This window comes from Mycobacteroides sp. CBMA 271 (genome assembly GCF_009729205.1).
Lineage (GTDB): Bacteria > Actinomycetota > Actinomycetes > Mycobacteriales > Mycobacteriaceae > Mycobacterium.
Genome location: NZ_VTHB01000002.1, coordinates 451600 through 475694 on the forward strand (window position 1 = coordinate 451600; position 24095 = coordinate 475694).

General features: G+C 63.3%; 23 protein-coding genes and 1 pseudogene. 4 read left to right on the forward strand and 20 right to left on the reverse strand.

Features of this window, described 5'->3' with window-relative positions; all coding sequences use genetic code 11:
* Nucleotides 1-27 precede the first annotated feature (27 nt).
* Entirely contained in the window at nt 28-774 is a 747-nt protein-coding gene (locus FZI91_RS07540) for a pirin-like bicupin family protein (RefSeq protein ID WP_155938184.1), read from the forward strand.
* Between the two features lie 114 nt (nt 775-888).
* Nucleotides 889-2001 carry a phosphodiester glycosidase family protein gene (locus FZI91_RS07545; protein ID WP_162526501.1) on the forward strand — a complete coding sequence of 371 codons (1113 nt, stop codon included), beginning with the start codon at nt 889-891 and terminating at the stop codon, nt 1999-2001.
* A 3-nt stretch (nt 2002-2004) separates the two neighbouring features.
* Here the strand turns inward: FZI91_RS07545 and FZI91_RS07550 are convergent, their stop codons facing one another.
* From FZI91_RS07550 to FZI91_RS07585, 8 genes are all read right to left on the reverse strand, one after another.
* Entirely contained in the window at nt 2005-3258 is a 1254-nt protein-coding gene (locus FZI91_RS07550) for an MlaD family protein (RefSeq protein ID WP_155938186.1), read from the reverse strand.
* A complete protein-coding gene (locus tag FZI91_RS07555; protein WP_155938187.1) occupies nt 3255-4463 on the reverse strand; it encodes an MlaD family protein in 1209 nt (402 codons plus the stop codon). Before FZI91_RS07555 ends, FZI91_RS07550 begins: the two co-directional genes overlap by 4 nt.
* Complete coding sequence (locus FZI91_RS07560) at nt 4460-5593, reverse strand: MCE family protein (RefSeq protein WP_155938188.1); 1134 nt, start codon at nt 5591-5593, stop codon at nt 4460-4462. The genes FZI91_RS07555 and FZI91_RS07560 overlap by 4 nt, the downstream gene beginning before the upstream one ends.
* Nucleotides 5590-6636 (reverse strand): MlaD family protein, encoded by a 1047-nt coding sequence (locus tag FZI91_RS07565; protein WP_155938189.1) that lies wholly within the window; start codon nt 6634-6636, stop codon nt 5590-5592. Before FZI91_RS07565 ends, FZI91_RS07560 begins: the two co-directional genes overlap by 4 nt.
* Nucleotides 6629-7684: an MCE family protein gene (locus FZI91_RS07570; RefSeq protein WP_155938190.1), complete on the reverse strand. Its 1056-nt coding sequence runs from the start codon at nt 7682-7684 to the stop codon at nt 6629-6631. Before FZI91_RS07570 ends, FZI91_RS07565 begins: the two co-directional genes overlap by 8 nt.
* Nucleotides 7681-9210, reverse strand: coding sequence for an MlaD family protein (locus FZI91_RS07575; protein WP_162526502.1), 1530 nt, complete (start codon nt 9208-9210; stop codon nt 7681-7683). The genes FZI91_RS07570 and FZI91_RS07575 overlap by 4 nt, the downstream gene beginning before the upstream one ends.
* Before the next feature lie 239 nt (nt 9211-9449).
* Entirely contained in the window at nt 9450-11042 is a 1593-nt protein-coding gene (gene fadD5, locus FZI91_RS07580; protein WP_162526503.1) for a fatty-acid--CoA ligase FadD5, read from the reverse strand.
* Between the two features lie 11 nt (nt 11043-11053).
* A complete protein-coding gene (locus FZI91_RS07585) occupies nt 11054-11860 on the reverse strand; it encodes an enoyl-CoA hydratase (protein WP_155938600.1) in 807 nt (268 codons plus the stop codon).
* A 105-nt stretch (nt 11861-11965) separates the two neighbouring features.
* Here FZI91_RS07585 and FZI91_RS07590 point away from each other — a divergent pair, with 105 nt between their 5' ends.
* Nucleotides 11966-12643: a GntR family transcriptional regulator gene (locus FZI91_RS07590; RefSeq protein ID WP_155938192.1), complete on the forward strand. Its 678-nt coding sequence runs from the start codon at nt 11966-11968 to the stop codon at nt 12641-12643.
* 57 nt (nt 12644-12700) lie between these two features.
* Here the strand turns inward: FZI91_RS07590 and FZI91_RS07595 are convergent.
* From FZI91_RS07595 to FZI91_RS07605, 3 genes and pseudogenes are all read right to left on the reverse strand, one after another.
* Nucleotides 12701-13177: pseudogene (locus tag FZI91_RS07595) on the reverse strand (SRPBCC family protein); the annotation flags it as partial.
* A 4-nt stretch (nt 13178-13181) separates the two neighbouring features.
* Complete coding sequence (locus tag FZI91_RS07600; RefSeq protein ID WP_162526504.1) at nt 13182-14099, reverse strand: alpha/beta fold hydrolase; 918 nt, start codon at nt 14097-14099, stop codon at nt 13182-13184.
* Nucleotides 14100-14111: 12 nt separating this feature from the next.
* The gene (locus FZI91_RS07605; protein ID WP_155938193.1) at nt 14112-14804 is read right to left on the reverse strand and encodes a TetR/AcrR family transcriptional regulator; all 693 of its coding nucleotides are present in this window, start codon (nt 14802-14804) and stop codon (nt 14112-14114) included.
* Between the two features lie 150 nt (nt 14805-14954).
* Between FZI91_RS07605 and FZI91_RS07610 the strand changes: the two genes are divergently transcribed.
* Nucleotides 14955-16133: a low temperature requirement protein A gene (locus FZI91_RS07610; protein WP_155938194.1), complete on the forward strand. Its 1179-nt coding sequence runs from the start codon at nt 14955-14957 to the stop codon at nt 16131-16133.
* A 42-nt stretch (nt 16134-16175) separates the two neighbouring features.
* On the opposite strand, the gene FZI91_RS07615 is transcribed toward FZI91_RS07610, so the two are convergent.
* From FZI91_RS07615 to FZI91_RS07655, 9 genes are all read right to left on the reverse strand, one after another.
* The gene (locus tag FZI91_RS07615; protein WP_155938195.1) at nt 16176-16529 is read right to left on the reverse strand and encodes a hypothetical protein; all 354 of its coding nucleotides are present in this window, start codon (nt 16527-16529) and stop codon (nt 16176-16178) included.
* 73 nt (nt 16530-16602) lie between these two features.
* Nucleotides 16603-16986 carry a hypothetical protein gene (locus tag FZI91_RS07620; protein ID WP_162526554.1) on the reverse strand — a complete coding sequence of 128 codons (384 nt, stop codon included), beginning with the start codon at nt 16984-16986 and terminating at the stop codon, nt 16603-16605.
* An 89-nt stretch (nt 16987-17075) separates the two neighbouring features.
* Nucleotides 17076-18521: an NAD(P)(+) transhydrogenase (Re/Si-specific) subunit beta gene (locus FZI91_RS07625; RefSeq protein ID WP_162526505.1), complete on the reverse strand. Its 1446-nt coding sequence runs from the start codon at nt 18519-18521 to the stop codon at nt 17076-17078.
* Nucleotides 18518-18847 (reverse strand): NAD(P) transhydrogenase subunit alpha, encoded by a 330-nt coding sequence (locus FZI91_RS07630; RefSeq protein ID WP_155938196.1) that lies wholly within the window; start codon nt 18845-18847, stop codon nt 18518-18520. The genes FZI91_RS07625 and FZI91_RS07630 overlap by 4 nt, the downstream gene beginning before the upstream one ends.
* 2 nt (nt 18848-18849) lie before the next feature.
* Nucleotides 18850-19938 carry a Re/Si-specific NAD(P)(+) transhydrogenase subunit alpha gene (locus FZI91_RS07635; protein ID WP_155938197.1) on the reverse strand — a complete coding sequence of 363 codons (1089 nt, stop codon included), beginning with the start codon at nt 19936-19938 and terminating at the stop codon, nt 18850-18852.
* A 131-nt stretch (nt 19939-20069) separates the two neighbouring features.
* The gene (locus FZI91_RS07640; protein ID WP_162526506.1) at nt 20070-21113 is read right to left on the reverse strand and encodes a glutathione S-transferase family protein; all 1044 of its coding nucleotides are present in this window, start codon (nt 21111-21113) and stop codon (nt 20070-20072) included.
* A gap of 91 nt (nt 21114-21204) precedes the next feature.
* Nucleotides 21205-22131, reverse strand: a complete 927-nt coding sequence (locus FZI91_RS07645) for a class I SAM-dependent methyltransferase (protein WP_155938198.1) — start codon at nt 22129-22131, stop codon at nt 21205-21207.
* Nucleotides 22128-23066 carry a class I SAM-dependent methyltransferase gene (locus tag FZI91_RS07650; RefSeq protein ID WP_155938199.1) on the reverse strand — a complete coding sequence of 313 codons (939 nt, stop codon included), beginning with the start codon at nt 23064-23066 and terminating at the stop codon, nt 22128-22130. The genes FZI91_RS07645 and FZI91_RS07650 overlap by 4 nt, the downstream gene beginning before the upstream one ends.
* Before the next feature lie 9 nt (nt 23067-23075).
* Nucleotides 23076-24008, reverse strand: a complete 933-nt coding sequence (locus tag FZI91_RS07655) for a class I SAM-dependent methyltransferase (RefSeq protein WP_162526507.1) — start codon at nt 24006-24008, stop codon at nt 23076-23078.
* Between the last annotated feature and the right edge of the window lie 87 nt (nt 24009-24095).

Below are 24095 nucleotides of genomic sequence, written 5' to 3' on the forward strand. Positions count from 1 at the left end.
TTACCTGCGTGGCGTTACTGTCGTTCTATGGGTATCGACGTCCGGCGCGCGAGTGATCGGCTCGCGACCAAGATCTCTTGGCTGGACTCCAAACATTCTTTTTCATTCGGCGAGCACTACGACCCCCACAACACCCACCATGGGCTGCTGCTGGTCAACAACGACGACACGGTGCTGCCGGGCGCCGGATTCGAGACACATCCGCATCGCGATATGGAGATCGTCACCTGGGTGCTGCAGGGATCGTTGGTGCACCAAGATTCCGAAGGCAACTCCGGAGTGATCTATCCCGGTCTGGCGCAACGGATGTCGGCGGGTTCCGGGATTCTGCATTCGGAGAAGAACGACTCGTGGCGGCTGGCGGGCGAGCGTCACTCAGATCCGGTTCGTTTCATCCAGATGTGGGTCGCACCCGACGAGTCGGGAATCGATCCCGGCTATCAACAGCTGGAGATCGCCAACGAACTGCTCCGCGGCGGGCTGGTGACCGTCGCCTCGGGGATACCCCAGCACCGGGACCGGACGGCGATCACCATCGGCCAGAAGAACGCAGCGCTGCATGCCGCGCGCACCGTCGCCGGGGAGAGCGTCGAGCTGCCGGCGGCGCCATTCGTCCATCTCTTCGTGGCCCACGGAGCGGTCACCGTTGAGGCTGTCGGCGAGCTCGCCGAGGGGGATGCCGTGCGGCTCATCGATACCGGCGCCCTGCGGGTCACCGCGACGACCGACGCGGAGATCCTGGTGTGGGAAATGCACACCCACTTAGGGGGATAGCGCGGATTTCGCGACGCTGCCGATTCCCTATCGATCCCCACTTGTTACCAAAGTTGACTGAGTTGCTGCTGTGATTATCGTTGACTGATCAAGATCACCACAGGAGGGACCGCCGTGGGCATTTCACGCTTTTCGCGCCTTCGGCGGCCCGCTTCCGCACGTCGCCTGATCACCGCCGCCTTCGGCATGATGCTGGTGGCGGCATTGCCCATTCCGACCACCCACAACACCGCGCGCGCCGAGGCCGCCCACGACGCGGTGCTGTCGGCGATCGCCAACACCAAGGGCACCTTCCTGGTCTACAACTTCGGCGGCGGCAACCCGGCTCCGTTCCGTAATGCCGCCGGCAATGAGTACACGCTGGACAACGGCGGCCACCTCATGGTGATCAAGAGCGCATCGTCGCGCCTTCGCGCAAACCTGTTGGTGGACAACCATTCCGGCTACCAGTCCCGGTGCGAACGCGATGCCCGCGCACGCACCGCCGAGGGGCTGTGGCAGGCCTCGGAGACGTACAAGCCGTTGGCCGCGTGGGTCACCATGGGCAAGCCCACCCTCATCATCAACGCCAACTTCTTTGACGTCCGCGGCCAAAAGGGGGGCAACTGGAAGAGCACCGGGTGTAGCTCACCGCTCGGCGCTTACGTCGATACCGCCAACGGCAGCGCCAACTCCAACAAGCAGGTCACCGGAACCCGGGTATACGCCGGCAAGCAGGCGCTCTCGGGCGGGGACGAAGTGTGGACGGCGTTGGCCACCATGGTCTTTCCGCATGGATCACCTCCAGAAGTTATCGCCTCATCGGGGCCGAAGGACTACGGTTACGCCACCGGACCGCTAGAAGGCTTGATGGACAAGGGAGTTCAGTTCGTTGCGGTCAGTGGGCTGAAGTTGTTGCTTCCGGGATTCACCGAGCAGCTGAACGATCCCGGACCGGCCGCCGCCCGGACCGCCCTCGGGTACAAGTCCGCGACCGACGAGCTCATGGTCTTCCAGGGCGGCAGCTACACCCCCGACAATCTTCAAGACCTGTACCGCGGGCTGGGCGTCGACAAGGCCATCGCCCTCGACGGCGGCGGATCCTCAGCCATTGTGCTGCGCCGCGACGCGGGCGGCATGTGGGCGGGATATGGTTCGCCCAAGGGCAATTGCGACACGACCTACACCCTGTGCGACGCCGCGGGCGGCGTCGGTCGGGCACTGCCCAGCTGGCTGGGCTTCAGCTAGACGCTACTTCGGCGGCGCAATTGGGAGCGTCGGACCGCCGTACGGGGTGGGAATGGTAAAGCGTCCCTTGGGCGTCGGGTCGGCCAACTTGCCAAGGTCGGCACCCTGTGGTGGGCCGGCCGTATCGTCTCCGGCCGGCCGCGGCGCGTTCTTCGCACCGCGAACCAAGACTGCCGGATCGTCGTCGCGGCAATACCCCGCATACAAGGACGGTTCCGGGTAGTCGGCGGCCGACACTGCCGAACGCTGAGTTCCATAGTCGCAGGTGTACCGAGGATAAATATCGGCGATGGCCCAGACACCATGGTCATAGAAGGTATTGCCGACCGCCTCGATCACCGATCCGCGGTACGAGGGGAACAACGCATTGAGTGCCGGCACCCGCACGTACGACAACTGCGCCACCGTGGTGAGGTTCCCCAGAAGCTGCGCCATGGTGTCGGAATTGTCGGCGAAAACGGCATCGGTTGTGGCCAACGGCCCGGGAACCCTATCGATCAGTGTGCGGAAGCCGCCGTCCATCCGCGCCACACCGTTCAGGGACCTGTTCAGACCCTGTGTGGCGATGGCGAGACCCTTGTTCATCTCCGCGACCGAGGACAACGTGACCCGGCTGTTCTTCAGGGTGCTCACCGTCTCCGGCAACACAGAATCCAGTGTGGACAAAAGGAATACACCGCCGTCGATGATTTCGGTCATTTTGCGCGGCGCCTCACGCGAGAGATGCAGTTCCTTCTTGATGATCTCCAGCTTCTTCGGATCCGCCTGCGCCAGTGCGCCGTCCGCGTCGGCAAGCAATCTCGATAGTGTCACCGGCACCGTCGCCTGACCACGGGCGATGACGCTGCCGTTACCCAAGTACGGGCCTGTGGTCGTCACCGGCGCGAAATCAACGTACTGTTCCCCTCCAGCCGAGAGGCCGGACACCCGTACCGGGGATCCCACCGGAATCTTCACCGCCGATTCGATGTGCATCACCGCAACCGGCCCGCGGGGCGACGGAGTCACCGAGTCAACTCGGCCAATCCGCAAACCACGCAGTGCCACATCCTGGTTGGGGATCAATCCGCCGGATTCGGGTAGCTCTAGCGATACCTGGTAGGTCGACGTGAAGGTCCTGGCTCGCAACGCACCCACCATCAGGTACGCGACTGCCACTAGCAGGGTCGCGGCGAGCGCGAGTCCGGACAACCACATGCGCTGTCGGTGTCCTGCTCGCACCGTGCCCACCACCGCGTTCGCCAGCGAGTTGATCATCGCGGCGGCCCCTGTTGGACCGGAACTGCGCCCGGTATCGGTTCGATGGCACCCGGCTCGGTCGGGCTGGGCCGCACCGGAATCGACGGAGCATCCGGCCCCTGCCCCACGACACGTTCCTGTAGGCGCCACAGGGTGTACTTGAACGAGCCGACGAGTTTGGCCCAGTCATATCGCTTCGGTCCGTGGAAGCCCGGGTCGCCCTTGTAGCCGATATCGGGGATGGAGCCGAGCGCAAGCTTGTCGATCGAGACTCGGGCGGCAAATGCCGAACCCGCCATCATCTTGACGACAGGGGGCATCAGTCGATTGAGCGCGGCCAGACTGGTATCGGGACTCACCGTGATGTCGTTGAAAGACCGCGACAGGGTATTGAAGTCGGCGATGACACTGCGACCACTGGTATCGGTGCCAGCGATCGAGGGGAACTTGGAGAGCTGTTTGGTCACCGCACCGACCTGATCAGCGAGGTCGGCTATATGCGTCGCATTAACCGATAACGTGTCTGTCGCAGGCGCGGCGGCCGTCAACAATTCGGAAATCGTCTGGTGCCGCGTATCGAGTTCAGCGGCAAGCTGCGCGGTGTCCCGCAATGCGGAATCCAGTTGTCCGGAACGCGCATTGAGCGTACCGAGTAGCCGATTCGACTTCCCGATCAGATCTCCGAACGCCTCGCCGTTGGGCCCGGTCGCTCGACCGAGACCGTTGATCGTGCCGGTGAGGTTGCGTACCGCACCGCCGTTGACGATGATCGCTGCCGAACTCAGGAGCGCCTCCACAGTGGCGGCAGCCGTGGTTGATTCGAGACGAAAGGTGTCTCCATCACGCAAGAGTGCTGCCCCGGGGACGGACGGTCGCGGGGGCTTCAGTGCAACGAAGACATCACCCAACGGCGTCGCGGTCCGCAACTCCACCGTGGTCCCCGTGGGGATTTCCACATCCGAACGGATCCTCATGGTGACCACGGCGGTGTAGTTGGTGGTACTCATCGAGTCGACCTCGCCGATATCGGCGCCACCCAGTTTCACCTTGGCGCGCGACGGCAGGTTCAAGATGTTGGTGAAGATCGCTGTCAAACCATAGGAACCGCCGGACATGCCTGGCGCCGGAAGCGGAAGGCTGGCAAGGCCGTTGGTGCTGCATCCGCTCGTCAGCAACAAAGCGATAGCCACGGCGGGTCCCGCGAATCTCCGTACCGCGTTCATTTCTGCCCCATCGCCGCAAGACCGTCGAGCACATAGGTCAACCCGAAATCAGGTCCATAGTCCTGCAGGGTGCCCGTGCTGCAGCCGAGTTGTCGCAGCCCCATGAGATTGCAGATCTCCTTGCCGAACTGGGTATCGAATAGCAGTCTGTCGACGGGCGCATGCGCACGCACCACATTGTTGATTGGGTCCACCGTGTTGTAGACGTTGTCCGCCATCAGCGGAAGCAGGTCGAACCCTTCTGATAGTTCTCGCCGGTTGTCGTACACCGCCTGGGCGATTTGGTTGGAGTTGCCCACCGAGTCCTTGATGGCGTCGCGGTTCTGCTCGAGCAGTGAACCGGCTTGCAACAGAATGCTGTTCAGCTGCTTGCCAGTGGTTCCGGTGCCCAGCTGCTCGTCATCGAGAACCTGGGAAAGTTGGCGAACCGTCGATGAGAACTCTCGGATGTTCTGATCGTTGCGCTTCGTGGCGTCGAAGAGCGAACTGATGCGGGTGATGATCTTGGTCAGTTGATCACGAGTCATGGCGCCACCATCGGCACTCAAACGAAGCGCCTTGGACAATTCATCCAGTGAGGACCTCATCAACTCACCGTTTCCAGACAGCGCATTGGCGCTGCTGTTGACGACGTCCGCCAAGGGCCCGCCGCCCTTGCCGTCGCCCTTCATAGCCTTCGAGAGCCTGTCGATCATGGCCAGGACCCTGTCGAACTCCACCGGAGTCCTCGTGCGGTCCAACCCAATAACGTCGCCACTCTTGAGTGTCGGCCCCCCGCGATACACCGGTGTCAGTTCGATGTGGCGGTCGGTCAGAATCGAAGTGGACACCGTGACGGCCTTGGCGTCGGCCGGCACCTTGACCTTGGAGTCGACCGTGAACTCAACCTCCATATAGGTGCCACGCGAGGTGATCTTGGTGACCTTGCCGATCGGCATGCCCAGCACCGACACCTTGTTGTCGGGGTAGAGGCCTGATACCGATTCGAATTGCGCAGTGAGGGTGAGCCTGTCATGCCGCTCGCGTAGATAGGTCCAGCCAACCACGCCAATCGTGATAGCGACCACCGCCACCAGCGCTCCAGCGATCCAGAAGATCCTGTGTTTTCTTGTGCGGATCGTTGTACTCATTGGCAGTCCTTGAAGTACTCGATCATGTTGAACTGCTTGGCTCTTCCGCTGATCGCGCACAACCACGAATCGGGGATGACGCCGCTGGGTGCGGTCAATTCGATCGAGTTGCCGTATCCGGTGAGGTTTGTGACGTTCCGCGCTGCGACCGCCGTCACTTGCAGCAGACTTCGGAACAGGTCGTCATGGCCGCCTATTAACTTGCTGAAGGTCTTCACATCGGCAATGAGCGCATCGACCGCGCGCCTATCCTTGACCACAATCTTATTCAAGACGTTCACCAGCTCGGTCAACGCCTGCATCATCGAGTGGAAACTTGCACGCCGCGAAACGAATTCACCGAGCAGATCACGTCCCTGTACGATCAACTTCCCGATATCGCCCTGCTGTCGATGCAGAGTGCCCGTCACCATTTCGGTGCTTGCTAGCAGCGTTCCGATCTGGTCGCGGCGGCGCGAGATCACCGAGGCTAGCGTTTGAATGTTTTCCATCGCCTTGGGCAGGACCGCGGGTAGGCCCTCAAGTTGTTTACCCAGAATCGCCGTTGACTCTGCGATCTTGTCGGCGTCGACCTGCTCGAAAGTGGAGGTGGCGTCTTGGAGCGTGGCCTGCAGATCGTAGGGAACATCGGTGTGCGCGAGATCGATTCGACGGCTGGCCAGCTTCCCTTCGCCGCCGTTGCGGAGTTCCACGTATTGATTGCCGAGGATCGTGGTGATCTTGATCGATGCCTTGGCGTCCTTGCGCAACGTGACGTCATCACGGACCCGGAGACCGACCTCGATCCGGTCACCGACTAACTCGACGCTGGTGACGTTCCCTACCGGCACGCCCGCATACGACACATTGGCACCCGGTTGCAGCGACGCCGCTTGTAAGAATTCCGCGGTGTAGTGGCTATAACCCACGCCGATCGCCTTTACCAGGAGCATCGCTCCCACGAGCGAACCGATCACCGCGAGCGCGATCGCACCCAACCACGTCTTGTTATATGTCTCGACGGAACGTCGCGAAATACGCTGCCACATAATATTTTTAGCCATCAGCTAGGTTCCTGCATTTCGGGGTGTACTTGGCCTTATTGCCGGGGGTGGCCGCGTTCACAATGATCGGAACGACGTCGTTGAGCCCGGGGAAGAAACCGGTGAGGTTGAGGTCGCACACATATCCGTTAATAAAGGCGCCCTGTTGCGTGGTCCTCGCCACTCCCTTGAGGAGCAACGGCAGATTGGCCCCCGTGAACGCAAGCTGCGGTTCGATGCTGTTCAGATGACTGACGAATCCCGGCTCGCGATAGAGCACTTCATTAAGCTGCGGATACACCGTGTCCGAGATCTTCGACAAACGGCGCACCGCGAAAGCCGTTGAACCTACCGAATCCACCAGCCCCGCGCGGCGATTGTCGAGAATCGTCACCATCTCGCGGGTATGCGTCAGCACGGTGTCCAGATTTTTGTTCTGCCCGGCAAGCGTTTTCACCACGTTATTGAGATTGGTAATCAACCCGTCGAGAACCTGGTCCCGACCGGCAAAAGTATCGGCTAGCTGTGATGTCTGGTCGATCAGCCCAACGATCGAACCGCTATCCCCTTGCAAGGACTTGACGACACCATCGGTGAGGTTGTCGACCTGGGTTGGATCGAGGACGCTGAACAAGGGTTCGAATCCGTGTAGCAGCATGCCGATGTCGAAGGACGGCTCGGTCTGTCCCACCGGGATCACGCTCCCCGGCTTGAGCTGGTCGGTGCTGCCGGTCTTACCCAACGACAGTCCGAGATAGCGCTGACCGACGATGTTTTGGTAGGTGATTGTGGCAATAGTGTTGCCGTACAGCGGTTGCTCGGTCTGTACCCGGAACTCCACCTTGGCCAGATCACCGTCGATCGCGACGGATTCGACACGGCCCACCCGCACACCCGCGACGCGAACGTCATCACCGTCGTGCAACCCGGTGACATCCGTGAACATCGCGGCGTACGTGTTGGTCGACCCCGAAACCTCGCGCCGCAGGGTCGCGTACACCAGCCATGTCATGGCCAGCGCGATCACCATGAACACCGAAAGCCCAATCAGGGGTCCGCGAAACTTCATCGCTGACCTCCCGCCGAAGACTGCTGGGCAATAACAGGTTTAGTACCGCGCGCAACCGGGCCCAGCAGCAGCTGAGTGGACGAGTTCGCCCCGGTTCCGGTGATCATGCCCAGTTGGTCGCGTTCTGTCGCGCTACCGACCGGTCCAACGTCCCCGCCGAACGAGGCCGGAGCGGTGGCCGCGGCTGGGCCCCCAGGCGGAGGCGGTGGCGGTGCATCATCCGGATCGACGGTGCCGGGCACCCGCGGCGACGGGTTCGGCTGCCACCAGGGCAGTGGCGGATTGGGGTCTGCCAGGTTCGGCTGCGGGTTGTACAGCGGAGGCCCGGTGACGATCAGATTCCCATCAGGCCCGACCTCAGTCCCCGGCGGCGGCGCAAGGTCGGGCGGTGGCTTGTAGTTCTGCGGTAGCAGCACCTCGGGGAGATCGGGACGCACGACCAGTTCGGGCGCGGTAAAACAGCTCGGTCCCTTCATCTCTCCGTACTGCGGGCAATCGGCGCGGGTGTACATCGTGGACGGCGTGAACGACGCGATCGCGCGGATGTTCACCACGTCTCTTTCAGAATCCCAGACGTCGCTAAAGAACTTGTCCGAGAACACCTTCAGCCGCGCCGCGATCGGCAAGAAGTGTACGGAGTTCTGAGCGAGCACGCCGACGACCGGAGTGAGCTTTGTCGTGATATCGATCATCCGGTCGGTCTGGTTGTCCAACGACTCTCGGACGGTACCCATCGTGTGCAACCCGGCGTTGAGTAGAGCCTGCAGCTGCTCACGCTTCTCTGCCAGGGTTTGCATGGGCTTGACGGCTTGGTGCAGCGCGTCCACAAGTTCCGGGGCCGTCGACTGCAGCCCCTTCGTCGCATTGAGGAGCGCCGAAAGCGTCGACGGTCCGGTATCGGTGGCGACGATGTCATTGAGCTGATCGATGAGCCGGGACAGCTGTCCGGCCGCGCTCAGCAGCGTGGCCCGGCGGCCCTCCGTTGCCCCCGCGATCACGGCGAAGATACCCACCGAATCGTCATCGCGACCGCGCCCATTGGCCGCAAGGATGTCGCGCAGCTTGCTAATGGTCGTCTGGAACAGCACCGTCGGCAGCTCGGTCTCTTCACTGATGACCGTTCCGCCGGTGATCGCCGCGCCAGGTCCATGATCGACCAGCTCCACCGAGGAGACCGCGAACACGTTGCTCGGAACCACCCTCGCGGTCACCGTTCGCGGAACCGTAGGCGCCAGCTCAGATTTCAGATCGATATGCACGACATTCGGCCTGCCGCGCTGAGAGGGCGTCAGATCGGTCACCGAACCGACGAGTACTCCCTGGAATTTGACGTCTGACTTGGCCGGCAGGCCGTCTCCCACGTTCGTCAGCTCGGCCTGCACCCGCACGTAGTCGTTGAACCGGCCCGTCGACTTGATCAACAGTGCCCCCGCCACCAGGGCCGCGACCACAGCCATCACCGCGCCGCTCAGAAGAAGCTGGCGATCCGATGGGCCACGGCCGTCGGACTCAAAGGAGTTCGGCACGCAGACTCCCTCCAGCATCTAGGCATGCATCGAGGCTGCGCCACAGCGGGATCCGAAGCACCACCTGGTCCCTTTCGTCAGCAACGTGGCCCACAATATCTGCGAGTTCAGTCACACCGATCCCCCCGATGTGACGGTGATTACAGGAATGTACATGACGTACAGTTCTGCGTACTGCGCTTTACCAAATTATTCTGAATCCAGATTCATATTTGCTGCGATCCCCGAGACTGCACTGCCTATCCGGCTCCGCCGTACAGCTTGCGCAGGTCCGTCTTGAGCACCTTGCCCGACGGATTGCGTGGCAGTGCATCCACCACTACGAGGTCTTTGGGGTGCTTGTATCGGGCCAGCCGCTCGGTGAGGAACCCGTCAAGATCACCGATGCTCAGCCCCTCCCCGTGGATGGCCGCCACGGCGACCGGCACCTCGCCCCACTTCTCATGTGGGCGGCCGATCACGGCCACCTCCGTGATCTGCTCATGTTCGGCGAGCACGTTCTCCACCTCGGCGCAGTAGATGTTCTCTCCACCGGAGATGATCATGTCCTTCTTGCGGTCGACCACCCACACGAAACCGTCTGCATCCTGGCGAACTAGGTCACCGGAGTGGAACCAGCCACCCGCGAAGGCATCGGCAGTCGCCTCCGGGTTGTTCCAGTAGCCCTGCATCAGCGTGGGCGCCCGGTAGACGATCTCCCCGACCTCGCCGACCGGCACATCGTTCATGTTGTCGTCGACCACGCGCGCCGACACCGTGGGGATCACCCGGCCGACCGAACCCATTTTCCGGATTGCGTCCTCCCCCATAAGCATGCAGGTGACCGGCGACATCTCGGTCTGCCCGAACGCCGCGAGAATTCTTGCGTCGGGGAAGGTCTCGGACATCGTCCGCAGCAACACGTCGCTGGCCGGTGCCGCACCCCAGGAAAGGGTCTTGAGCTTGACCTTGTGCGGATTTGCTCGCTGCGCCGCACAGACCGCCTGCCACTGCGCCGGAACCAAGAAGATCCCGGTGACTCCCTCTGCCTCCAGCACGTCCAGCAGGGCTCCCGGATCGAATGCGCCGAGCGGGTGAATGACCGTGGGTAACCCCAACAGCAATCCCGTGATCATGTTCCCCACACCGGCGATATGGAACATGGGGACACCGATGAATGCGACGTCCGAGCTCAGGTCGACAGTGGTGCTCATCATGTATGTCATGGCCTGGCCCGACAGGTTGAGATGCGTCAGCACCGCCCCCTTGGGCCGTCCCGTCGTCCCGGAGGTGTACATGATGAGCGCCGGGGTATCGCCGGGCAGATCCACCTCGGGATGCGCATCACCCTCTTCGGACAGCACCTCTTCGTATCCGAGCGCGCCATCCTCGGTCTCCGAACCGGCGACAATCACCGTCTCGAGCGCCGGCACCTGCTGACGTACCACGGCGGCCACCGGAGCCAGCACCGTCTCGGTAATGGCCACCTTGGCCCCGCTGTTCTCGACCAGGAATGCGACCTCGGGAGGCGTCATCCGGAAGTTCACCGGGATCGCAATGGCACCGAGTTCGTTGATGGCGAGCCATGATTCGACATACTCGGGGCGGTTGAGCATGAGGATCAGCACGCGGTCTCCGAATCCGACACCGCGCCGGGACAGCGAGTCGGCCAGCGATTGCACCCGCTGATTCAGCTCCCCCCACGAGATGCTGCGCCCGAGATACCTGATCGCGGTGGCATTGGGTTGCATCAGCGCATGCCGCGACAGCTGGTTACACCAGTTCTGCCGCCGCGCGCGGTAGGGCTGCTCCAGGCTGGCGCTCTGGGCGGTCACGTCGATCGTGTCGGTCACAGACTCTCCTACTAACTGAAGTTGGGGCGACGGCCCTCGAGGAACGCGGCGAAGCCTTCTTGGGCATCGGGTGAGGTCAACAACTCGATCTGCCCCTCCCGCTCGCGGGCGATGGCCTCGTCGAACAGCTTGAGCGACACCGAGTTCATGGCCTCCTTGGTCAGCCGCATCGCGCGACGGGAACCGTGGGCGAGCCTGCGCGCCGATTTGTCAACCCGCTCGCGCAGTTGGTCCCCGGGCAGCACCTCGTTGACCAGTCCGGCCGCGAAAGCGTCTGCGGCATTGAGAGGTTGCGCCAACAACGCCATGGCATTGGCCTTCACCCTCCCGATCGACGCCGAGACCAGCGCACTCGATCCTCCATCGGGCATCAGCCCGATGTTGGCGAAGGCCAGCAGAAAGAAGGCCGTGTCGGCGGCATACACCAGGTCACATGCCAGGCCCACCGAGGCGCCGATACCGGCGGCCGCCCCCGTCACCTCGGCGATGGTCGGCGCCGGGCAATTCAGTACCGCACGGACCAAGCGTTCGGCGTTGTCCATGGTGAATTCGGCGGCCTGCAGCGGAGTCAGATCGCCGGATCCCGCCGCCAGCTCGGCGACATCGGCACCGGCGGTGAATGCACTCCCGGGTGCGCCGCCGCTGATGACGACGACCCGCACATCGTCACGTCCAGGGACCGATTCCAAAGCCTCCATCAGTCCCGTGGTGGCCGCGGCGTTGAGTGCATTCATCCGATCGGGCCTGGTGAACGTGATCCGCATGATGCCGTCGTCGACGGTTACATCGGGTGCACCGACAGGTTCATCGGGACTCAAGGTCATTGCCTCCTGGTTTGTCGCTTCGTCACGTCGGCTCAAATATATTTGATATGACTTTAGATGCAAGAGCGTCACCACAAGTGGAAATGGCAGGCAGATCGGATGAAAACTCCCCGGGCTCAAACCCGCGAAATCCGTCGGCCGCAGCTGTCCGAAGAAGTTGCTGGCCGACTTCGCGCAGCGATCATGACCGGCGAGCTGCGGCCCGGCGAGTACATCCGGATGGACGAGACGGCGGCTCAGTTAGGTGTCAGTGTCACACCCGTCCGCGAGGCGCTGCTGACACTGCGCGGCGAAGGCATGGTGGACGCGGTTCCTCATCGCGGCTATGCGGTGGCCGCGCTCAGTCGACAAGACGTCAAGGACATCTTCGCCCTGCAGTCCCATCTGGCGGTCGAGCTCGCCAAGGCCGCCGCGGCACGTATCACCCCGGAGCAGGCCGATGCTCTGGACGAGCTCAACGACGCACTCCGCAAAGCCACCTCGCCAGAGGAAATAACCTGGGCCGAGTTCGAGTTTCACCGTCTTCTCAACCATGTGGCAGACCGCCCCAAGCTGGCCTGGTTCCTACTGCAGGCGGTGCGCTACACGCCGCATCAGCTCTTCGCCGAGGATGCTTCGTGGATCGAGCCCACGACGAAAACTCACGACAAGCTCATTGCGGCACTGCGCGCGGGAGACATCGCCGAGGTGGTCACCCACACCGAGGTGCAGTTCATCGACGGCGCGCGCCGATTGATCGAGGTGCTAGACCGCGCCGGGATGTGGTCCGAGGTTTAGCGGCGGGCTGACCGGCGGCTGGTGCCCCGGCTGCGGCTGGTACGACGGGACAGATGCCGGCGGTTGCTGCGCGGGCGCCACAGTCGGCGGAACCTGTCCGGAGGCGATCTGCTCGGAGCGACTCTTCAGCGCCTCGGCCAGATGCTCGAGGACCTGGTTGGCGAGCTTCTTCACCATCGGCTTGGGGATCGGGAGCTTGATTTCGACGTCCATATCGACCGTGAGCAGACAGGTGGGCCCCATCGGGACGATCGAGAACGTCTGCTCCTGCTTCTCGAAGATGTCGCTCTCGAGCAGCCGCGTCGCCACCTGGGAGGCGTTCAGATAGGCGATCTCGGCGACATTTATCGAGGACATCCCGGACGTCTCCACCTTCAGCCGCACGATCTGTGGACGACCGTCGGGGAGGCGCTGCAGGATATCGACGCTGGTGATTTCCTTGTTCCACTCGGGGTAAGCCTCGTAGTTGGTAACAATGGAGACGATCACCTGCGGCGGCGCGGCCACCTCGACGGTCTGACTGACGACTGGCATTGGTTCACTGTACCTTCGTCGTCGCCGAACCCAAGAACTCGCGCACCTTGCCCTGGACCACGTCCGGCCGTTCCAGATGCACGAAATGCCCGCCGCCATCAATGATTTCGAACTGGCAGTCGGACAGATCTCGGCGTGCCGGCTCCACCAATCGCTGCGTCATGCATCCGTCATCACGACCGTGCAGATACAGCAACGGAGTGTGCGCCCCGTCCAGGAAAGATCTCTGGGTCTTCCAATACTTCCGCGAGGGCAGCAGCGCCCGCCGAATGTTGGCGCGGTAGTAGCCGATGACCGCCCGGCGGTTCCCCTTTTGCAGCATGGCGTCACCGGTGTATTGCACATCCTCCCCGGCGTCGTACCCCGGAGACCAGCGTCGCCAGTACAGCCGAAGAAGCCAGGGCAACAACAACTCTGGCAGCAGCGGCAACTGGTGGAACACCGTGTACCAGCTCATCAGCAGCTGCCGACCGACCACGCCGGGCCAGCCCAGCGGCCCCAACGAGGCGAACGCGGACCCCAGCACTTCGAAGGGCGGTACGGCCATTGTGACGATGCGGGCGAATGGCGACAGGCTGCTTCGAGCAAGCGCATTGCCGACCAGCGCTCCCCAGTCGTGGCCGATGTACACCGCACGCTCGTCGCCGCCGAGCAGCGCATGGATGTCAAGAATGTCCTGCATCAGGGCGCCCAACCCGTACTCGCCGTCGGCGGGTATCTCACTGGGTGCGTAACCGCGGGTGAACGGCGCCACCACCCGCCAGCCGTCGGCGGCCAGCTGCGGGCCGAGTAGGCGCCAGGTGTGGGCAGAGTCCGGAAAGCCGTGTCCACAGATCGCCAGCGGACCGTCCTGCGGGCCCCAGGTCAGCGCCTGCAACCTGACATTAGGCAGGTCCAGAGTCAGCGTGGGATCCGACACCACTGGGGCGCCGTCCTACTGGCTGCCGTCGGATGACGGCAGCGCTGCCGTCGTGGCAACTCCCAGCGGGTCGTTGATCCGGGTGGCCTCGTCGCGAATCAGTCCGCGGAGCAACGTGGTGCTGAACTCCACCGCGATCTCCTGGGCAGTGCGGCGTCCGCTCGGATTGAGCCAACGGTAGGAGCCCAGCACCATGCCGATGTATCCGAGCGCCATCACATGCGAGTCGCATTCGACGAATTCGCCGCTGGCGATGCCCCGCTCGATAATGTTCTGCACCCGTTCCTGCACCATGTCTTCGCGCTTGCGGATCTCGGCGACCTGCTCGGTCGACAGCCATTCCGAGAGGAACGGGTTCTCCTGGAAGTACACCGCGCCCTGCTCGCGATTCGAGAAGATGAGCGCAAGCATCCGGCTGGTGCATTGATACAGGGATTCACGCGCCGACCATCCCGGATCGTCTTGCAGGCACGCCAACGTCTCCTCGGCCGCCTTGAAATAGATCTCGTACAGGATGAGCGCCTTGGACGCGAAGTAGTGGTACACCGTGGCCTTGTTCAGGCCCGCGACATCGGCAATGTCGTCCATGCGGGTGCCGTGGTACCCACGGGCCGCGAACAACTTGGATGCCACGGCCACCAATTCCTCGCGGCGACCAGCACGGCGCTGCGAGGAGCCGCCTGCCTTACTGTCGGTCACCGGTTGCATGGTGCCTCACTATATGCGCAGGGTTTGCGCGCGCGGACAGAATCCCGATCAACTGGTTGGATTAGTGGATGATGCGTTCGCCGGCCGGGTAGGCATGAGCACGTTAAGCTGCCGACGTCCGCCGCTGCCTCGAGACCGGTAGGTAACCATATGATCGGTGGCCTGCGGGCCATGGTGTCCCGCGATCCGGCACAACCGCACCGCGCGTCCACCCCGCTAGAACTGCTTTTCGACCTCGTCTTTGTCGTCGCGGTGTCCCGCGCGTCCGGAACCCTGCACCATTTCTGGTCCGAGGCGCATTTCATCGACGGACTCCTCGGGTATGCGATGGGGTTCTTCGCGATCTGGTGGGCCTGGATGAACTTCACCTGGTTCGCGAGCGCCTTCGACACCGACGACTGGCTATACCGGGTGACGACGTTCGTCCAGATGGCCGGGGCGCTGACCATCGCCGCGGGAGTCGAGCGCGCGATGACGGGCTCGGACTTCGGCATCGTGATCGCCGGATACGTGCTGATGCGGATCGCGGCAGGCAGTCAATGGGTGCGCGCGGCGATCAGCGATCCCGCGATGCGCGCCACTTGTCTGCGGTACGTGGCGGGTATCGCCGTCGTGCAGGCGGCCTGGATCTGTTGGGGGTTCTTCGCGCCCGAGCATCTGCACTTCGGGCTGTTCATCGTGATCGCACTGGCCGACGTGTCGGTGCCCTGGTTCGCCGAACGCGTCGCCGCCACGTCATGGCACCCCGAGCACATCGCGGAGCGCTACGGCCTGTTCACCCTGATCGTGCTCGGTGAATCCATTCTGGCGTCGGCGAACTCGATCATCGGGGGCATCGACGAGAGCGACCACGCGGGCAGCATGATCGGCATCGCGGTGTCCGCCTTGGTGATCGTCGCGGCCGTGTGGTGGATCTACTTCGACGAGGAACAAGACTGCAAGGACGCCTCCCTGCGGGCGAGCATGCTGTGGGGCTACAGCCACTACTTCATCTTCGCCGCCGTCGCCGCACTGTCAGCCGGGTTCGAGATCGCCGTCGACGAGGGGCTGGGCAAGAGCCACCTGAGTCCCACCACCGCGGCCCTCACCACCACCGTGCCGTTCGCCGTGTATCTGGTGCTGGCGTGGCTAGTGCTACTCCTGCAGCGCCGAGACACCATCCTGAACATCGGGCTACCGACGATCGCCGTTGCCGCAGTAGCAACTTCGTCACTCCCCCATCCGTTGTACTGGCTGGCGGGCTGGGCGGCCTCGGCCGCGGCGCTAGTGACCTGGAGACGCATCGAGGACACCGAACCCGCATCGGCCGACACGCCGCGTTCTGTGTGACTCTCTCGGGACACGCGTCCAAAACCGTAGTCTCGACGACTCTCACCCGGGGATCGGACAGACCCCTTCCAAGGCAACGATCGGCGTCAGCGAGCCGGTGAGCGCTTCTTGGCCTCGCGGTGTCGCAAGATCCTCCGTGCCGGTGGCCGTGCCAAGAAAATCAGCCCACTGATCAAAACCTGCCGCCGCAGCAGCTGCGCGATCACGCACAATCGGATCCACTGACTCCGCGGCGGCAGTCCGGAAGATCGTCGCAAGAGCGCGATTCCGCGCGGCCCCCGCAGCGAATTCGCTCGAAGGATTCTGTTCACGCGGCAGCTGTCGCATCTGCACACGAGCACGCTCCACAGCGTCGCAGCGTGAGCCCTCAGCCGAGGCGAGCACCGGGTTCATCATGCATACAGCAACTATCAATCCCCCGCCAACCACTCTAGATAAAAGCATGAGCGAAGAATACCGGGTTGCGCGGTCAGCGTGCGGGACAGACCCGGTCCAACGCGGCCATCGTGTTCACCGCGCGGGCCATCTCTTCGCCGGGCGGCGCGAGCACTCCGTCGACGGAAGTCTGAGCCGCCATCACATCGGCGTAGCGCTGTGCAGCGCCCGAGGCGTCCAGTGCGCGCTCTTGCACGGTCACATCCGACGTGTCCTCCGCCGCCGTCCGCAGCAGGGTGGCAATCGCACGATTTCGGGCAATGGCGGTCTGACGAACCGCGACACCGTTCTCCAGTGACAGTCCCCGAATCTGAACCCGGGCCCGATCCACCGAGGCGCAGTCGTATGGGTCGGCCGCGGCCTTCCCAGGTGTCAACAACGCACAGACCCCGACGACAGCCGCCAACACCCGACGCACGACACCCTTCATACGCCGAGTGGGAATCTCGCGAGGATTTCCTACCGGATTTCCACGTGAGATTCCCACTCGACGGCAAAAAGACTGGGCTACAGCGCCTTCAGTTCCTCGATGACCGCGGACACCGACTTCTTGGCATCCCCGAACAGCATCGAGGTCTGCGGCTGGAAGAACAACGGGTTCTCGATACCGGCATAGCCCGAGCTCATCGAACGCTTCAACACGATGACCGACCGCGACTCGTCGACATTGAGAATCGGCATACCGTGAATCGGGCTGGACGGGTCATTACGAGCCGCTGGGTTGGTGACATCGTTGGCGCCGATCACGATGGTGACATCGGTCCGGTTGAACTCGCCGTTGATGTCGTCCATTTCCTTCATGGCGTCGTATTCCACATCGGCCTCGGCCAGCAAGACGTTCATGTGGCCGGGCATGCGACCGGCAACCGGGTGGATGGCGTACTTGACCTCGACGCCCTTGCTCTCCAGCAGATCCGCCATCTCCTTGACGGTGTGCTGGGCCTGCGCGACGGCCAGACCGTAACCGGGCACCACGATCACCTGGTTGGCGTAGGCCATCTGGATCGCGGCGTCAGAAGCCGAGGTGGCCTTGACCGCGCCCTGCTCGGCACCGGGGCCTGCCGCCGCGCCCGAGTCGCCGCCGAACGAGCCGAACACAATGGCCGGAATGGACCGGTTCATCGCGACGGCCATCAGGTTGGTCAGAATCGAACCGGACGCGCCGACGATCATGCCGGCCACGATCATCGCGGTGTTGTTCAGCGCCAAACCGGCTGCGGCAGCCGACAAACCTGTCATCGCGTTGAGCAGCGAGATGACCACGGGCATATCCGCGCCACCGATCGGGAACACCACGAACAGACCCATCACGCCGGCGAAGACCAACACCGCGACGATCAACCAGACAGGCTTGCCCGGGTGCAGCCCCAGGTACACGGCGGTGCCGACGGCCGCCAGCAGCAACACGATGTTAGAGGCCTGGAACAGCTTGGCCGAGGCGACCAACTTCTTCTCGACACTCTTCGGGATGGACTCCTGCAGTTTGGCGAAGGCCACCAGCGAGCCCCAGAAGGAAACCGAACCGATGATCGCGGCGAACAACGACCCGACTACCAGCGCGACGGTCGGCGACTGATCCGGCTTGAACTCCGAGAATCCCTTGGTCTCAATGAATTCCGTCCAGGCGATGAGTGCGACGGTGCCACCGCCGACGCCGTTGAACAGCGCCACCAGCTGCGGCATGGCGGTCATCTTGGTCTTCAGGGCCGGCGGGATTCCCAGCGCGACACCGATGGTGAGACCGGCGGCGATCAGGATCCAATCCAGCGTGGTCGCGGTCGGGATCACCTTGATCAGCGTGGCGACCACGGCGATGCCCATACCAACTGCGGCAAGCAGGTTTCCGCGTACCGCAGTCTTGGGCCCGGTCAGCCCGGACAGGCCGTAGATGAACAGTGCAAACGCGGCGATGTACAGGACGTCGACAAGGTAGGTGAGGCTTTCGGTGCTCACTTGGCCGCCTCTTTCTGCTGCTCAGACTGTGCCGGCTTCTTCGACTTGAACATGCCCAGCATGCGGTCGGTCACCAGGAAGCCACCGATCACGTTCAGGGTTCCGAAGATCAGCGCGACAAACGCGATGATCCGAGTGCCCCAGCTGGCGTCGGCGGGCAGGTTACCCAACACGATCAGCGCGCCTAGCACCACGATGCCGTGAATGGCGTTGGTGCCCGACATCAACGGCGTGTGCAAGGTATTGGGCACCTTGGAGATAACGGCGAACCCGACAAACCCGGCAAGCACCAGGATCGCGATGTTGGCCAGCAATGGTCCATACATATCTAGGAGACCTCCCGGGTAACGCAGGATCCCGCGACGATTTCGTCGTCGAAGTCCGGCGCGAGCGCGCCGTCTGTGATGAGTAGATCCAGCAGGGTGGTGATGTTCTTCGAGTACAGCTCGCTGGAGTGCTCGGGCATCGTCGCCGGCAGGTTGAGCGGTGAGGCGATCGTGACGCCGTGCTTGACGACGGTCTGGCCCGGCTCGGTCAGCTCGCAGTTGCCGCCGGTCTCGCCGGCGAGGTCGATGACGACGGAGCCGGGCTTCATGCCCTCGACCGCGGCGGCGGTCACTAGGCGGGGGGCCGGCCGGCCGGGCACGAGCGCCGTGGTGATGACGACGTCGAATCCCTTGATGGCTTCTTCGAGCGCCTTCTGCTGCTGTGCGCGCTCCTCCTCGGTGAGTTCTCGGGCGTATCCGCCCTCGCCGGCCGCATCTATGCCGAGATCGAGCCACTGCGCCCCCACCGAGCGGACCTGGTCGGCCACCTCGGGGCGCACGTCGTAACCGGTGGTGCGGGCGCCAAGGCGCTTTGCGGTCGCCAACGCCTGCAGGCCGGCCACACCGACACCCAACACGAGCAGGAGAGCCGGCTTCACGGTGCCGGCAGCGGTGGTGAGCATCGGGAAGAACCGGGTGGACTCGGAGGCCGCCAACACCACCGCCTTGTAGCCGGACACGTTGGCCTGCGAGGACAATGCGTCCATCGCCTGCGCCCGGGAGATACGCGGAATCGCTTCCAGCGCAAAGGCTTGCACGCCTGCACTGCGCAACGCGCCGATGCTGTTGTCGGCATTGCGCGGCGCCAGGAACCCAATGAGGGTCTGTCCCTCGCGCAAGCGAGCGACCTCTGCCGCAGTGGGCGGCGCAACCTTCACGACGACGTCGGCAGACCAGGCGTCACCCGTTGAGGCCCCGGCCTCGGTGTACAGCTCGTCAGGCAGCAGCGCGCGCTCTCCGGCGCCACTTTCGATGACGACGTTCACACCCTTGCCAATCAAGCCGGCGATCGCCTTCGGCACCAACGCGACGCGTCGCTCGTCGTCGCCCGACTCGCGGGCAACTCCAATAGTCACTGGTTGATCAGTCATCTAATCGCCCTTCACCCTGTTCAATGCTCTTCGCGCTAGCGCTCATCGCCGTGGTGCAGCATGCCGACGGATCCTAAGGAAAGGCATGCTTGTTAACAAGTCTTCCGTTTTTGTAAATCTTGCAAAGGTAGTTAACCAGGGCAAGGACCGCGATCTGGTACTCGTTCTGAATCGGCCGGCGGCCCCGGCGGACTTCCCTCACCGAACGGGCGACCACCCAACGCTTCCCGCCCGTGTGGCGTGAGCCAACCGCTCAGATCCGGCCCCTTCGGGACCACCCGGGTGGGATTGATGTCGGTGTGCACCACGTAGTAGTGCTCCTTGATCTGCCCGAAGTCGACGGTGTCACCAAAGCCGGGCGTCTGATAGAGATCTCGCGAATAGGCCCACAGCGCGGGCATCTCGGTCAGCTTCTCGCGGTTGCACTTGAAGTGTCCGTGATAGACCGGATCGAACCGGACGAGGGTGGTAAACAGCCGCACGTCGGCCTCGGTGATGGTTTCTCCGACGAGATAACGTTGTCCGGCAAGCCTTTCCGACAACCAATCCAGGGCCGTGAACAGGCGGTCATACGCGGCGTTGTACGCCTCCTGACCTCCGGCGAAACCACACCGATAGACACCGTTGTTAACCTCGGTGTAAATGCGGCGGCTTACCTCGTCGATCTCTGCACGCAGCGCCTCCGGATACAGCTGCGGCGCTCCGGGGCGGTGGTACTCGGCCCATTCGGTGGAGAAGTCCAGCGTCATCTGTGCATAGTCATTGGTGACGACCTCGCCCGTGGACTCCTCGACGATCGCGGGAACCGTGATGCCGCGCGGATAGTCCGGATACCGCTTGAGGTAGGCGTCACGCAGGAAATGGATTCCCAGTACCGGGTCCACCCCACCCGAATCAAGATCGAAGGTCCAGCTGCGCTTGTCATGCGTTGGACCGCAAAGACCAAGTGAAAGAACATTTTCCAGTCCAAGGAGGCGGCGGACAATCAGGGTGCGGTTGGCCCAGGGGCACGCTCGCGCGGCGACGAGTCGATACCTGCCGGATTCGACCGGATAGCCGTCACGGCCGTCCGCCGTGATCCGGGTGGTGATGTAGTTGGTGTCCCGCTTGAACTCACCGGGCTCGACGTACGTGGTGTTCTCGGAGGTCTCGGTGTTCTCTGGGGACGGGCTCACACACTCCAGTCTTGCACCGCGAGCCGCTGCGGAGACGGGGTTCATTGCGCTGTTTTGTCAGGTCCGCTCCACCACTGCCTGCCAGCCGCCCCTAGCCGGGCCGAACGGCGGTGAGGTAGTTACCTTGCTTCGTCAGCTCGACGATCTCCTGCGGCAGCTCCGGGACCTCCACCCCGTACGCGGCGGCCAGTTGCAGGGCATCCGCGCCCTGCACCGTCCACCCACGCGCGGCCAACCACTCCTGTACGTCTGCTCGTTCTTCGTCATAGAACAGCGAACTGATGTCCACCTTCGACATGGGATGGTCCTCGTCGGCGTATTTCTTCTGCACCTCACCCCATTTGGAGAAGTCCGGCCTTCCGCGCAGGGCTTCAACGGCGATCTGGCTTCCCGGCGCCGACAGCGCCACAACCCGCTCGAACAGCAGATCCTGTGCCGCAGAGGGCAAATAGATGATCAAGCCTTCGGCCGACCATGCCGTCGGAGCCTCGGGATCGAAACCCGCCGCGAGCAATGCGGCAGGCCAGTCGTCCCGGAGATCGACAGCGATTTCGCGCCGGTCGCTGGTCGGAGTGGCGCCGTGTTCGGCGAGGACCCGGTCCTTGAACTCCAGGACCTGGGGTTGATCGAGCTCGAAGACCTTGGTGCCCTCCGGCCACGGCAACCGATGTGCGCGCACGTCCAGTCCAGCGGCCAAAATCACCGCTTGTGTGCACCCGGAATTCGTTGCGCTCACAAAGAACTCATCGAAGAACTTGCTGCGCAAGCCGATCTGCCGCAGCGCGGTGGTTGGGTTCGTACCCTGCGCCTCGGGATTGTCCAGCAGCGCGATCAGGTTCGGTTCGCCTGCGGCACGCACGAAATGCTCCGCATACGTATCGCGCACCAACGGCTCGGCGTGTGCGTTCTCGATTGCACGCGCCGCCGCCACGCCCAGCGCCGTGAATCCGACACTCGACACGATGTCCCAGGAGTCGCCCTCGGTGCGCGACCAGTCCTTGTCCTCGAGATTGGTCATCGTGTGGTCCTTTCAGCCAGGGTGCACGTCAGGTAGTGCATAGCGCTGGCGAGCTCGCGGATGTCCTCGGGGACTTCCGGGTACTGCACGCCGTAACTATCCGCAAGCGCAAACATGTCCAGCCCCTGAGTGTTCCATCCACGTTCGGAGAACCACACCACGGGCGGCGTCTTCTCGTCGTCGTAGAACAGCTCAGTGATATCTATCTTGCCGAACGTGTCCTTCTCGGACCGGTACTTCTGTTCGACCTTGGCGAACTGAGTCATACCCAAGGCACCCGTCGGCCCCTCGATGGCGGCGCGGCTACCGGGAGCCGACAGCTCGGCCACCCGCTCAAACAGCAGTTCTTGCGCTGCCGCAGGCAGATACGGCAGCAGCCCTTCCGCCGACCAGGCGGTGGGCTGGCCGGGATCGAATCCGGCCTCCTTCAGCGCGGTGGGCCAGTCGTCGCGCAGGTCCACCGCGACGACTCGCCGATCACATGTTGGCGCGGCTCCCTGCTCGGCGTACACCCGGTCCTTGAAGGCCAGAACCTCCGGCAGGTCCAGTTCAAACACCGTGACGCCAGCGGGCCACGGCAGCCGGTGCGCACGTGCGTCCAGACCCGCCGCCAGAATCACCGCCTGCCGTATGCCGGAGGCCGCGGCCTCCAGAAAAAACTCATCGAAGAACCGGCTGCGCAAGCCCATACCGCGCAGATACTCGAACGGAGATGCTTGCGGCGCATCACGTTTCGTTATTGTCCCGATCAAATGCGGTTCGCCCGCCGCGAGCACGAAATGCTTTGCGAACGGGTCATCGATCAGCGCGTCGGGCCGCTCGCTTTCCACGGCACGCTGCGCGCTGACACCGAGCGCGGTGTATCCCACACTGGACACGATGTCCCATGAATCGCCGTCGGTGCGTGCCGAGCTTCCCTGGTCCGTACTGGTCATCTCAGCCTCTCAACGATCTCGAACGGCGGTGAAGTACCGGCTCTGTGCCATGGCGTCGGTCAGATCGTGCTCGCCGGCCAAGGGAGCGCGGTTATACCGCTCCAGCAGTTCACCGGCGCTGGTCGCGTCGACGGCCCATCCATGTCCGGTCAGCCACCGCGCCGGATCCTCGCGCTCGTCGCCGAACCACAGGCTCGACGGCGGGCCATCCTCTTCCACGAGACTCTTGAAGATCCGCTGCAGCGTGCCTTCGTCCTTCTCCATCGCATCGGACATCCGGTCTGCCTGAGTCCCCGGAGCACCGAAATCCTCGACGGCAACCCGGCTCCCAGGTGCGGAGAGGTCGACGATGCGCTGAAACAGCAGATCCTGGGCGGCGCCGGGCAGGAAAGGAAGTAGCCCCTCGGCCAGCCAGGCCGTCGGTTGCGTGGAATCGAATCCGACGTCCTTGAGCGCCGCTGGCCAATCGTCGCGCAGATCGATAGGCAGATCACGGACCGTGGTCGTGGCCTGTACGCCGTGCTCGTCGAGAACCCGGGTCTTGAACTCAAGCACCTTGGGGAGGTCAAGCGCGTAGACCGTGGTGCCCGCGGCCCATGGCAGTCGGTACCCACGGACATCGAGCCCGGCCGCCAGGATCACCGCCTGCCGAATGCCCGCTTCCCCGGCCGCGAGAAAGAACTCGTCGAAGTACTTGGTCCGTGCCCCGAGATAGCTCGAGAACAGCTGAACGTCCGGCTCCTGGGCGACCGCAGGATCGTCCAACAACTCAGAGAACACGGGAGCCTGGGCCTTCGTCGCAGCGACAAAATGCTGCGCATAATCGTCGCGCGCCAGCGGCTCGGGCTTACGCGCCTCGACGGCCCGCATCGCACTCACGATGAGCGCGGTGGCCCCCACGCTCGTCACGATGTCCCAGGTGTCACCTTCGGTTCTGGCCACAGCAGGTCTCCCATCAAACGCTGATGTCAGGTGTGCGTACATCTGAAAGCGCTGGTCACAGCCCTAACTCACTCGTGAGTTCGCACA